Origin of the sequence: Brachybacterium sp. EE-P12, assembly GCF_003711805.1 — a bacterium.
GTDB lineage: Bacteria > Actinomycetota > Actinomycetes > Actinomycetales > Dermabacteraceae > Brachybacterium.
In genome coordinates this window covers 191,696-203,650 of the sequence record NZ_QXCP01000010.1, presented here as the reverse complement: position 1 = coordinate 203,650, position 11,955 = coordinate 191,696, and the positions used below count along the sequence as shown (strand labels likewise).

Genomic DNA, 11,955 nt, shown 5'->3' with positions numbered 1-11,955 from the left:
CCCCATCGACCGTCCCCCACCGGCCGGACCTCCCGGTCGCAGACCCGTCCCGCATCGCCCCGCCCCGCCCCCGAAGGAGCCCCCGGTGACCACCCAGAACCCTCCCCGCCCTGCCGAGGACGAGCGTCGCGGCGCCCTCCGCGGCGCCGTCGACGGGGTGCGCAGCGTCCAGCTGTCCACCTCGCAGAAGCTGATGATCTTCGTGCTGTCGATGTCCCTGTTCGGGCTGTCGAACATCATCCTCGAGATCATCCCCGACCCCTCGATCGGCCCGGTCGACGTCTCCGTCTCCTACATGGTGTTCGTCCCGCTGACCATCGCGGCGCTGTTCTCGCCGTTCTGGGCGGCGCTCGGCGCGCCGCTCGGCGAGATCGTCTTCACCGACCTGCTGATGGGGGACTTCTCCGGTCTCGCCGAGGTCGAGGGGTACCTGCAGATGTTCCTCGCCGTGTTCATCGCCGGCTCCCTGATCCGCAATCCCCGCTCCCGCCCGCAGATCGTGCTCGGCGCGATCATCCTGGTGCTGGTCGACAAGGTGCTCTCCGCGATCGTGGATCTCGCCAAGGTGTGGATCGGCGTGGAGGACGCCGAGTTCGTCGAGGGCCTGCCCGAGTCGATGCTGGCGCTGGAGGTCCTGGGTCTGGGCGTGGACGTGGTCATGTCCGGGATCCTGCTCGGTGCGATCCCGGCGCTGTGGCTGATCCCCGCCCTGCACGGGAAGATCGAGCCGCTGATGGGCATGCGCCCGCGCACCCCGGGCGAGCCGATCCCGGGCCAGGCCCCGGCCTCCGGCGTGTTCGTCGGCTTCGCGCTGCTGCTGGCGGTGGCGAGCTTCGGCTTCGCGTTCCTCGAGGCGTTCGACATCTCCGCCGGCTCGTTCGAGCCCGACTTCATCGACCGCTTCGGCGACTGGTTCATCGTCGTCGCGATCATCGCGATCGCGGTGGTGCTGGGCGTCGCGATCCTGCTGTTCCGCGCCGCGCAGCGCTCGCGGGAGACCGCGGACCGTTCCTGACCTCAGCCCACGCCCTCTCCCAGGAGCCTTCTGTGCATACCGCCGCCCCGACCACTGCCCCGATACCCGAGCGGACCGGCGCCCCGCCCGTGATCCGGGTGAAGGACCTGTCCTTCCGCTATCCGGGCACCGACCGCGACACCCTGCGCAATGTCGATCTCACGATCGAGCGCGGCGACTTCGTGGCGGTGGTCGGGGGCAACGGCTCCGCCAAGACCACCCTGTGCAAGACCTTCAACGGCCTGGTCCCGCACTACTGGAACGGCGACTTCGCCGGCGGTGTGCACGTGGGCGGTGTCGACACCTGGGACTCCACGGTCGCGGAGCTGTCCCGCCGCGTCGGCTACGTCTACCAGGACTTCCAGAACCAGCTGGTGCGGCCGACGGTCCGCGACGAGGTGGCCTTCGGCCCGCTGAACTTCGGTCGCGCCGACCACCGCGAGCGCACCGAGGAGGCCCTCGCCCAGCTGGGCATCTCCCACCTGCGCGATCGCTTCGTGTGGCAGCTCTCCGGCGGTCAGGCCCACCTCGTCGCCCTCGCCGCCGTGCTCGCCCTGCGCCCCGAGGTGATCGTGGTCGACGAGCCCGTGGCCGAGCTCGACCCCGCCCGCGCCCGGGAGATCTACCTGCGCCTGCGCGAGCTCAACCAGCGCGAGGGCATCACCGTGATCACGATCGAGCACCATGCCGAGTTCATCGCCGAGTTCGCCCGCTCGGTGGTTCTCATGGCCGACGGCGCGCCCGTCTGGCACCTGCCCGTGCAGGAGGCGATGGACCGCCATGCGGAACTCGCCGCCCACGGCGTGCCCGCCCCCGACGCGGTCGCGCTGAGCGCAGCGGTCGGGGCCCGGCCGGTCGCCCTGGACGTCCCCTCCGCCGCTGCGGCGCTGCGGCCGCTCCTGCGGGAGCGGCCGACGGCGGGGGCCCCGGAGCCCACGGGCGCCTCCGCGACATCGACCCGGGCGGTCGAGGCCGGGCCCGTGCCGACGGCGGCGGCCGCATCGGCCATGGCAGGAGCGCCGGAAGCGGCCGGCGAGGTCGTCGCCTCGCTGCGGGGCGTCCGTCACGGCTACCGCTCCGTCACGGGGGAGCTCTCCACGGTCCTGGACGACCTCGACCTCGACCTGCGGGCGGGGGAGCGGGTGGCGCTGGTCGGCACCAACGGTGCCGGCAAGACGACCCTGATGAAGCTGCTGACCGGTCTGATCGTGCCCCGTGCCGGCACCGTGACCGTCGACGGGATCGACACCCGCACCCGTTCGGCGGCGAGGATGGCCGACCACGTCTCCTATCTCTACCAGCACCCTCAGCAGATGTTCCTCAAGGACACCGTGCGCGAGGACATCGCCCTGTTCCCCCGCGGCCGGAAGGTGCCCGACGCGGAGGCGATCGTCGACCGGATCGTGCGGGACGTGGGCCTCACGGCGCTCGCGGACCGCGACGGACGCTCCCTCTCCGGCGGTCAGCAGCGCCGCGCGACCCTCGGCATAGGCCTCGCCATGCGGCCGAGCCTCCTGCTGCTGGACGAGCCGACCTCGAGCCTGGACATCCGCGCGCGCGACGACGTCACCGCCATGCTCGCCGCGCTCTCCGAGACGGTGCGCTGCGCGGTCGTCGCCACCCACGACATGGAGCTGGTCGCCACCTGGGCCAGCCGCGTGCTCGTGCTGGACCAGGGGCAGGTGCTCGCCGACGTCACCCCGCGCGAGCTGTTCTCCCGCCCCGAGATCACCTCCCGCACCCGGCTCGTCCCGCCGCAGGCGGCCCGCATCGCGCTCGAGCTGGGTCTGGACCCGCTGCCGCTGACCGCGGCGGAGCTGCGCCAGCGGCTGCCCGACGGTCCCGCCCTGTCGGCCGCGCCCGTCGGCCCCACCGTGAAGGAGGTGCGCTGATGGCGCGCAAGACCCATGATGTGCTCAGCGTCGACTGGATCCGGCTCGAGCTGCTGCGCACCGCGTACTCGACCCGCGGCGGGCTCTTCTCCCGGTTGGATCCCCGGATCGTGCTCGCCTGGTATCTCGTCATGGCGATCGCGCCCTGGCTCACCCACGACACGGGCGTGCTGCTGGTGCTCTTCGCGCTGGGCGTCGTCTCCGTGGTCCTCGCCCGCGTGGGGCCGCTCGTGCTGGGGCTGTTCCTCATCGGCCTGCTGGGCAACGTGATCGGCCTGTTCGCGGCCTCGTTCCTGTTCGGCGGGAACCTCGACACCCTCGTCGCCCTCGCCGAGCTCAACCTCAAGCTCGGCGCGGTCTCCATGGCCTCGATGGCCGCGTTCGTGTCCCTGGACCCGGAGAAGCTCTCCGACGCGCTGCTGTGGTTCCGCGCCCCCGAGCTGCTCGCCTTCGGGGTCAGCTACGGCTACCGCATGCTGCCGATCCTGGTCGACGAGTACGTGACCGTCTTCGAGGGGCAGCGCCTGCGGCACGCGCCCGTGGAGCGGCCGGGCCTGCTGGGGTGGCGGGTGGTGCGGCAGTGGTGCGTCCTCGCGGTCACCGCGTTCTACCCGATCATGCTCAACACCGCGAAGAACGTGCGCACGACGGTCGAGGCGCTCGAGACGCGCGGCTTCACCTACGGCGCCTCGAACCCGGCCGGGCGCTCGCTGCGGCTGGCCTACCTGCGGGTCTCGGCGACCGATCTGGCCGTGCTGGCGGCGACGGTCGTGCTCGTCGTCGCCGCGTTCCCGCTCGGCGGGCTGCTGGGCTGATCCCACGCCCGGGCGGGCCGACCCCGTCGGGCGGGACTGTCCGCCCTGCGCTCAGCGGGCGCGGTCGGGGAGCGCCGCACTGCACGTGCCAGGGCCCCGCCCCCTGTTACCCCTGAGTATCCCGTCAGAAGTGTCGTCATGGAGGTCCGATTCCGACACTTCTGACGGGATGCCCGCCGGACGTCGCAGGGGCCGACCCGGGGGCGTGGTGGGGAGGGCGCCGCAGCCCGGGCTCACTCGTCCTCGGGCGCCTCGGGGTGGCTGCGGAGGTTGATGACGGCGGCGACGAGGCCGCCCCAGACGGTGACGATCGCGACGATCATCATGAGGATGGCGGGGATGGACATGATCCCTCCTGAGGGGACGGGCCCGACGCACGGCCGGACGTGAGACAGGGGTGGGAGCGGGCGATCAGGACGGGAAGCGGAGGAGCCGGGGCGGGCGGAGGTCCCGCCCGTCCCGACCGCTCAGCGCCCGGCGGAGCGGAGCTCGTGCGGCGTGGTCGCCTCGGGACGGGCGACCAGGCCCTGACCGGCGACCACCTCGGGGGCGATCGGATCGCCGTCGGAGTCGGCCTTGTGCAGGTTCGAGCCGGCCGGCCACGGGATCAGCGAGAGCGCGATCGCGATGACCACCAGCCCGATCGCCATCATCCAGCCGAACACGAAGTTGAACCAGCCTGGGTACCCGGAATGGGTTGTGCCGCTGGTGACGAGGTCGAGGGTGCCGCCCACCAGGGAGACGCCGAGCACGAGCGGGGCGATGACCGCGACGCACGCGTACCACCAGCGCCCGATGTGGAAGCTGCCGCGGTAGTTCAGGTGGTCGCGCAGGGTGGGCAGGCCGCGCAGCACGTAGGCGACGGTCAGCGAGGAGACCAGCGCCGCCGCGACGATGCCGTACTCGTTGGCCCACTTGTCCATCACGTCCAGCAGCGGCAGTCCCATCGTGGTGGAGAACAGCACGGTGGAGACCACCGCGATCGGCACGCACACCAGCAGGGTGGAGGGGATGCGGGCGAGGCCGAACTTGTCCTGGACCGCGGCGATCACCACCTCGACGATCGAGATCAGCGAGGTGAAGCCGGCCAGCACCAGCGAGCCGAAGAACAGCACGCCGATCAGCGCACCGGCCGGGGCCTCGGAGATGATCGTCGGGAAGGCGATGAAGGCGAGGCCCACGCCGTCGGCGACGACCTCGTCGATCGCGACGCCCTGCGCCTGGGCCATGAAGCCCAGCGCGGAGAACACGCCGATCCCGCACAGGATCTCGAAGCCGGAGTTCGCGAAGCCGACCACGAGGCCGGAACCGGTCAGGTCCGTCTTCTTCTTCAAGTAGGAGGCGTAGGTGAGCATGATGCCGAAGGCCACCGAGAGGGAGAAGAAGATCTGCCCGTAGGCGGCGATCCACACGGCGGGGTCCAGCAAGGCGCCCCAGTGGGGTCGGAAGAAGGCGTCCAGGCCGTCGAGCGCGCCGGGAAGGAACAGGGAGCGCACCACCAGGATCACGAACATCACCACGAGCAGCGGGATGAAGATGATCGAGCTCGCCGCGATGCCCTTCTGCACGCCGAGGGCCATCACGATGATCACCGCGAGCCATACCACGAGCATGGAGATCAGCACGGCGGGCACATAGTCGAACGAGACGTGCACATCGGCGCCGCCGAGCGCCTGGGTGTACTCGTCGAAAAAACCGCCCGCGTCATCGCCCCAGCGCTGGTCCAGGGAGAAGACCGTGTAGTTCGTCGCCCACGCCAGGATCAGCGCGTAGTACAGCGCGATGATCAGGGCGATCAGCACCTGCCACCAGCCGATGAACTCGGTCCAGCGGCGGAAGCGGCGCCAGGCAGCGGGAGCCGAGCCGCGCCAGCGGTGGCCGATCGCGTAGTCGAGGAACAGCAGCGGGATGCCGGCGGTCAGCAGCGCGACCAGATACGGCAGGATGAACGCGCCGCCGCCGTTGTCGTAGGCGACCGCGGGGAAGCGCCAGATGTTGCCGAGTCCGACGGCGGAGCCGATCGCCGCGAAGATGAAGGCGGTGCGGCCGCGGAACGCACCGCGATCGGCGCTCTGTGTGGCGGCGCCGGCGGATGAGGTTGGTGCACTCACGATGAGCCTCCGGGTGAGCTGCGCCGGTCAGGGCGCGGGGGAGAGGGGTCGACGACGTCGGCGACCCGGGGAAGATGCGCCGACGGAGGGACGACGGCACGACGGCCGCTGGGAGGCGGCCCGGACCGCAGGGGTGAGCGGACCGACGGGCGGCGCCGAGCGGGATCGCCGCGGGAGGCGCCGTGGGGGGATCGTACCGTCCCGAGGGGTGGACGCGTGCGGGGCGGGTCGGCCCGCGGTCACTCCGGCGGCGGTGGGGGAGTCGGTGCGCCGACGGGCGGGGCGACCCTCGGGTGGGTGCTCCCGGAGCGTGGTGCGGTGGGGCCTCCGGCTGCGGCGTCCGACCGCTCGTCGGCACCGCCGCCTCCCTCCGCCCCGGCGGCGGCGCCGACGGGGGCGCGGAAGGGCGAGGGGTCCCAGCCGGCGTCCACCGCCCGGCGCTGCATGAGGATCGCGCCGCCGAGGAGCACGGCGCCGACGACGACCAGCAGCACGATCCCCGGCAGCACCCCGGCGCGGGCCGAGTACCCGATCAGGATGCCGAACCAGCCGAAATCGGTGTCGCCGAAGGTGGTGTTCGCCGAGCCGAAGGTGCCCAGCACCTTCAGCAGCAGGGCGGGCAGGAAGGTGACCAGCAGGCCGTTGACGAACCCGCCCGCGACCGCGCCGCGCCTGCCACCGGTCGCATTGCCGTACACGCCCGCAGCGCCGCCGGTGAAGAAGTGCGGCACCAGCCCCGGCAGGATGAGCGCGAGCCCGAGCGTCGGGCCCAGCCAGGTGCCGAGGACCAGAAGCCCCACGAGTCCGCCGGCGAAGCTGGAGAGGAACCCGATCAGCACCGCGTTCTGGGCGTAGGGGAACACGATCGGGGCGTCCAGCGCCGGGATAGCGCCGGGCACGACCTTCGCGGCGATGCCCTGGAAGGCGGGGACCAGCTCGCCGAGGATCGTGCGCACGCCGAACAGGATCACCGCGACCGCGATGCCGAACTGCAGACCCTGGGTCACCGACTGCATGAGGTAGTTGCCCACCCCGGTGGCCCCGCCGTCGAAGGCCTCGAAGGCGGTCCCCCGCCCGGCGCGCGCCAGGAACACCACCGCGACCACGAGGTACATCAGCACCATCGACAGGGCGGTGGCGACCATGGAGTCGCGCAGGAAGCGCAGCGACTCGGGGACCTTGAGGTCCTCGGTGGAGCGGCTGCGGCCCTTCGGGTCCACCAGGCGGCCGACGGCGCCGGCGGCGATGTACCCGGCGGTGCCGAAGTGGCCGATCGCGATCGAGTCGTCGCCGGAGATGCGGCGGGTCCAGGGCTGGGCGAGGGCCGGCAGGGACACCATGAGGATGCCCAGCAGCGCCGCGCCGAGCACCACCACGACCACGGTGGGCATCCCCGCCGAGGCCATGACGATCGTGATCAGGGTGGCCATGAACAGCAGGTGGTGGCCGGTGAGGAAGACGTAGCGCAGCGGCGTGAAGCGCGCGAGCAGGATCGCGACCACGAAGCCGAGGATCATCAGCCACGCCACCTGCGCGCCGAACTCCTCCTGCGCGATGCCGGCGATCGCCTCGTTCGTGGGGACGACGCCCTGCGCGCCGAGCGCGCCCTGGATCATCACCCCCAGCGGCGTGAGGGAGGCGGTGACGAGCGTGGCGCCGGCTCCGATGAGCAGGAAGCCGAGCACGGCCTTCAGCGCGCCGCCGGCCACCTGGCCGACGGACTTGCGCAGCGCGATCAGACCGATCGCGGTGATGATGCCGATGAGATAGGCGGGGACGGAGAGCACCTCGTTGACGAGGAACTCGGCGATCGTGACGAGCACGTTCATGATGTTTCTCCGGGGAGTGGGGGCGTGGGATCAGGGACAGCGCAGGTCAGAGGGCGTAGATGCGGCGCAGGGCCGCGTCGACCTCCGCCTGGGAGGTGAAGTTCTCGATCACCTCGACGCGCACCCCCACCTCGCCGAGCGTGTCCGCGATCGCGCCGGAGGTGAGGATCGCATCGGAGTCCTTCGCCCGGCCCTTGGCGGAGATCGTGTCGGTGGCCTGCACGTCCAGGTGCGAGGACCAGCCCCAGCGATCCAGGACCTGCTCGGCCGTGTTCTTCAGGAACAGGCTGGTGCCGAGCCCGTTCCCGCACACCGTGAGCAGGAGCTTCTTCGACGGGACGACGTCGGGGCCGACGGGCGAGGCAGTGCTCGCGGCGGAGGGCCCGGCCGACGAGGCAGCGCCCGCCCCGTCGGCCGAGGAGTCGGTGTTCGAGGGCGATGGCGCGGAGCCGGAGCTCGAGGGCGCCTGGGACGGCGCAGTCCCGCCCTCCGACCCCTCGTCGGCGCCGAGCGCGGCGAGCACCTCCTGCGGCGTCCGCGCCTCGTCGAGCGCGCGTCGGCCCTCCGGATCGGCGAGCACCCCGGCCAGGGCCGCGAGCGCCGCCCGATGCGCCGAGCTGTCGGCCGCGGCGAGCGCCATGACCAGGGTGACAGGGTCGTTCGCCGCATTGCCGAAGGCGACCGGTGAGGTCAGCCGCACGAAGGACATCGCCGTGCGCTGCACCGAGGCATCGGGCCGGGAGTGCGCGAGCGCGAAGCCGGGGGCGATGACGATATATGGGCCGTGCTCCTCGACGGTGCGGACCATCGCCTCGGTGTAGGCGGGGTCGGTGGCGTCGACGGAGACGAGCAGATCGCCGGAGACGCGGATCGCCTCGCGCCAGTCGGCGGCGTCGGCGTCGAGGAGGATCGTGGACGGGGAGATCAGTTCGCTGAGCTGTGACATGGAGTGGCCTCTTCTCACGAGGGGACGAGGGGCGCTGTCTGCACGCTACGCCGGTGCCGACGGCGGCGGAGGAGCGGGAGTCCCTTCCCGTCACCGCGCATGTCACGACATCGCAACGGGCAGCAGGCGCGAGGCGGCACACCCGGGCCGACGGCTACGCTCAGGCTCATGTCAGAACCGTCCCGCGTGCCGCTCGGGGCCACCCCGACCGAGCCGTCCACCGCATACCTTCACCAGCTCGACGAGGAGCGGGAGGCGGCGCTGCGCACGCAGTCCCACCCCGGCTCCGACCACGTCGGCGCGCCCGCCGCGCTGCGCACCCGGCTCGAGGAGCAGGTCGACGAGCTCGGCCCGGAGCTGGTCGAGGTGATGATCGATCTCGCCGAGCACCCCGAGGTCGCCTTCGAGGAGCACCGCTCCGTCGCCGCGATCGCGGCTGTCCTCGCCGGCCACGGCGTCGAGGCGCAGCTCGGCGTGCACGGGCTGGACACCGCGCTGCGCGCCGAGATCGTCGGCGAGGGCGGGGACGTCCCGGACGCGCCGACCTTCGCGATCCTCGCCGAGTACGACGCGCTGCCGGGCATCGGCCACGGCTGCGGCCACAACGTCATCGCGGTGATGGGCCTGGGCGCCTTCCTGGCCCTGGCCGCCCTCGCGAAGGAGGACCCGTCGGCCGTGCCGGGGCGTGTCGTGCTCCTCGGCACCCCCGCCGAGGAGGGGCACACCGGCAAGGAGCACCTGGCCCGCGAGGGCGCCTTCGAGGGTCTGGACGCCGCGGTGATGGCCCACCCCTACGGCTACGACCTCGCCGATCAGACCTGGCTGGGCCGCCGCACCCTGACCGTCGAGTTCCACGGCCACACCGCCCACGCCTCCGCCCAGCCGTACATGGGGCGCAACGCCCTGGACGCGGCGAGCCTCATGTACCAGGGCATCGGGCTCATGCGGCAGCAGACCCCGCCCACCGACCGCATCCACGCCGTGATCCGCGAGGGCGGCGAGCGGGCGAGCGTGATCCCCGATCACGCGAAGCTCGACCTCTACGTCCGCTCCCAGCGCCCCGAGACCCTCAAGGACCTCTCCCGCCGCGTCGAGGACGTCGCCCGCGGCGCCGCCCTGATGGCCGGGGTCGGGGTCACGATCAGCTGGGACCAGCACCCGCCGTCCCTGCCGGTGCGCACCAACGAGGCGCTCACCGGGCGCTGGGTCGAGGCGCAGCGTCGCCGCGGCCGGGACCCGCTGCCCCACGGCGTGGTCTCGCCCTCCCTCGCCGCCTCCACCGACTTCGGCAACGTCAGCTACCGCCTGCCCGGCATCCACCCGGTGATCCGGATCGCGCCCCCCGAGGTCGCGCTCCACACCCGCGAGTTCGCGCAGGCGGCGGTCTCCGAGCAGGCCCGCGCCGCCGCGGCCGACGGGGCCTACGGCCTCGCGGCGACCGTGCTGGACGTGCTGCACGACCGGGCGCTCGCCGCCGCGGTCCGGGACGGGTTCGAGGCCGCCGGCGGCGCGATCGACGTCCCCGCCTACTTCGACTGACCACCCCACGCTCTCCTCTCCCCGACCTGCCAGCTCCCTCGGCAACGCCGCCGTCCCCTCCCTGGAGAACCCATGAGCACAGCGCACACCGAACCCACCAGGACAGGCCTCACCGACCGGGCCCTGAACTGGGTGGAATGGGCGGGCAACAAGCTGCCCGAACCGTTCATGCTGTTCATCGTCCTGTTCCTGATCACCGGCGTGGTCTCCACCGGCATGGAGATGGCCGACGTGGTCGTCTCGGTGCCCGGCTCCGAGGAGCCCACCGCGATCAAGGGCCTGTTCACCGGTGAGGGCCTCGCCTGGCTGACCACGAACCTGGGCGTGAACTACATCGGCTTCCCGCCGCTGGTGACCGTGATGCCGATCCTGCTCGCGATCGGCATCGCCCAGCACTCGGGGCTGCTCGCCGCCGGGATCCGGAAGCTCTTCGGCTCCTCGCCGGCGTGGATGCTGCCGTACGTGGTGGGCTTCGTGGGCGTGATCTCCTCGATCATGGCCGACTCCGCCTTCGTGGTGGTCCCGCCGCTGGCTGCTCTCGTGTTCAAGGCCGCCGGCCGCCACCCCGTCGCCGGTCTGCTGGGCGGCTTCGCCGCGGCGGGCGCCGGCTACTCCACGAACATCTTCCCCACCTCGCTCGACGCCCTGTTCGCCGGCATCACCACCTCCGTGATGGATGCGCTGCCGGGCTACGACTTCACCGCCGTGAACCCGGTGTCGAACTGGTGGTTCAACATCGCCTCCTCGCTCGTGCTGGGCTTCGTCGCCGGTTTCATCATCGACCGTCTGATCGAGCCGCGGCTGCGCCGTCAGGACGTGCCGGTGGACGAGGTCGCCGTCGAGGGCTCGGAGGACTCCGCCGAGAGCGCCGAGCACATGCGCGCCGCGCTCACCCCGAAGGAGAACCGGGGACTGCTGTTCGCGGTCCTCGCGGGAGTGCTGCTCACGGCGCTGCTGCTGGTGGCGGTGCTCGTACCCAGCTCGCCCTGGCGCAATGAGGAGGGCGGCTTCCTACCTGAGTCGCCGCTGCTGGACTCGATCGTGTTCATCGTGGTCGCGTACTTCATGGTGGTCGGCACGGTCTACGGCGCGATCGTCGGCACCCTGCGCAGCACCCGCGACGCGGTGGGGATGATGTCCGACGCGCTCAAGGAGATGCTGCCGTTCATCGTGCTGGCCTTCATCCTGGGCAACTTCATCTCGCTGTTCAACTGGTCCGGGATCGGCACCTGGATCGCCGTGACCGGCGCCGCCGCGCTCGAGGGCGCGGGGCTGACCGGCTTCGCCGCGATCATCGGGTTCATCCTGCTGGCGAGCGTGCTGAACCTGTTCATCATCTCCGGCTCCGGCATGTGGGCGATCATGGGCGCCGTGTTCGTGCCGATGTTCGCGCTGATCGGCTACGAGCCCGCTTTCACCCAGGCCGCCTTCCGCGTGGGCGACTCCGCCACCCAGGTGATCACCCCGATGAACCCGTACATGATCGTGCTGCTGGGCATGCTGCGGAAGTACGAGCCCGGCGCCGGGCTCGGCACGCTCATGGCACGGATGCTGCCCTTCGTGATCCCGTTCTGGATCGTGTGGACGCTGATCCTGTCGCTCTTCTTCTTCCTCGACCTCCCGATCGGGCCCGGCAACGGCATCTTCATGGGCTGACCCGCGGGCGCGTCCAGGGGCGGGGCACGGGCCCGTCCATGGGCTGGGCGGCGGGCGCATGCGACGGCGGGCTCCCGCGAATGCTCCGTTCTCAGCCGTTCGCGGGCCGGAAGTGGCTGAGAACCTGACACGGGCTGGAGGGGCTCGGGCTC

At 71.8% G+C, this 11,955-nt stretch carries 9 protein-coding genes; 5 read left to right on the top strand and 4 right to left on the bottom strand.

What is annotated here, in order from left to right; all coding sequences use genetic code 11:
- Positions 1 to 85: 85 nt before the first annotated feature.
- Genes D1648_RS15810 through D1648_RS15800 form a run of 3 tightly spaced genes read left to right on the top strand, consistent with a single transcriptional unit; the run spans position 86 to position 3,722 of the window.
- A complete protein-coding gene (locus D1648_RS15810; protein WP_122943558.1) occupies positions 86 to 1,015 on the top strand; it encodes a cell division protein FtsQ in 930 nt (309 codons plus the stop codon).
- Between the two features lie 32 nt (positions 1,016 to 1,047).
- Complete coding sequence (locus tag D1648_RS15805; protein ID WP_122943557.1) at positions 1,048 to 2,907, top strand: ABC transporter ATP-binding protein; 1,860 nt, start codon at positions 1,048 to 1,050, stop codon at positions 2,905 to 2,907.
- Positions 2,907 to 3,722, top strand: coding sequence for an energy-coupling factor transporter transmembrane protein EcfT (locus tag D1648_RS15800; protein ID WP_122943556.1), 816 nt, complete (start codon positions 2,907 to 2,909; stop codon positions 3,720 to 3,722). Before D1648_RS15805 ends, D1648_RS15800 begins: the two co-directional genes overlap by 1 nt.
- A 233-nt stretch (positions 3,723 to 3,955) precedes the next feature.
- Here D1648_RS15800 and D1648_RS15795 read toward each other — a convergent pair whose 3' ends face one another.
- From D1648_RS15795 to D1648_RS15780, 4 genes are all read right to left on the bottom strand, one after another.
- The gene (locus D1648_RS15795) at positions 3,956 to 4,069 is read right to left on the bottom strand and encodes a methionine/alanine import family NSS transporter small subunit (RefSeq protein WP_122943555.1); all 114 of its coding nucleotides are present in this window, start codon (positions 4,067 to 4,069) and stop codon (positions 3,956 to 3,958) included.
- Positions 4,070 to 4,189: 120 nt separating this feature from the next.
- Positions 4,190 to 5,833 (bottom strand): sodium-dependent transporter, encoded by a 1,644-nt coding sequence (locus tag D1648_RS15790; protein WP_122943554.1) that lies wholly within the window; start codon positions 5,831 to 5,833, stop codon positions 4,190 to 4,192.
- A gap of 239 nt (positions 5,834 to 6,072) precedes the next feature.
- The gene (locus D1648_RS15785; protein WP_122943553.1) at positions 6,073 to 7,662 is read right to left on the bottom strand and encodes a PTS ascorbate transporter subunit IIC; all 1,590 of its coding nucleotides are present in this window, start codon (positions 7,660 to 7,662) and stop codon (positions 6,073 to 6,075) included.
- A 46-nt stretch (positions 7,663 to 7,708) separates the two neighbouring features.
- Positions 7,709 to 8,608, bottom strand: a complete 900-nt coding sequence (locus D1648_RS15780; protein ID WP_122943552.1) for a PTS sugar transporter subunit IIA — start codon at positions 8,606 to 8,608, stop codon at positions 7,709 to 7,711.
- Positions 8,609 to 8,776: 168 nt separating this feature from the next.
- On the opposite strand from D1648_RS15780, the gene D1648_RS15775 reads away from it, so the two are divergent.
- Positions 8,777 to 10,147: a M20 family metallopeptidase gene (locus tag D1648_RS15775; protein WP_122943551.1), complete on the top strand. Its 1,371-nt coding sequence runs from the start codon at positions 8,777 to 8,779 to the stop codon at positions 10,145 to 10,147.
- Positions 10,148 to 10,219: 72 nt separating this feature from the next.
- Positions 10,220 to 11,803, top strand: a complete 1,584-nt coding sequence (locus D1648_RS15770; protein ID WP_122943550.1) for an AbgT family transporter — start codon at positions 10,220 to 10,222, stop codon at positions 11,801 to 11,803.
- Positions 11,804 to 11,955: the final 152 nt, after the last annotated feature.

Bases quoted from the DNA above. Each gene is read 5' to 3' on its own strand.
- D1648_RS15770 (WP_122943550.1), top strand. From the start codon at position 10,220: ATGAGCACAGCGCACACCGAACCCACCAGGACAGGCCTCACCGACCGG.
- D1648_RS15785 (WP_122943553.1), bottom strand. From the start codon at position 7,662: ATGAACGTGCTCGTCACGATCGCCGAGTTCCTCGTCAACGAGGTGCTC.
- D1648_RS15780 (WP_122943552.1), bottom strand. From the start codon at position 8,608: ATGTCACAGCTCAGCGAACTGATCTCCCCGTCCACGATCCTCCTCGAC.
- D1648_RS15775 (WP_122943551.1), top strand. From the start codon at position 8,777: ATGTCAGAACCGTCCCGCGTGCCGCTCGGGGCCACCCCGACCGAGCCG.
- D1648_RS15800 (WP_122943556.1), top strand. From the start codon at position 2,907: ATGGCGCGCAAGACCCATGATGTGCTCAGCGTCGACTGGATCCGGCTC.
- D1648_RS15795 (WP_122943555.1), bottom strand. From the start codon at position 4,069: ATGTCCATCCCCGCCATCCTCATGATGATCGTCGCGATCGTCACCGTC.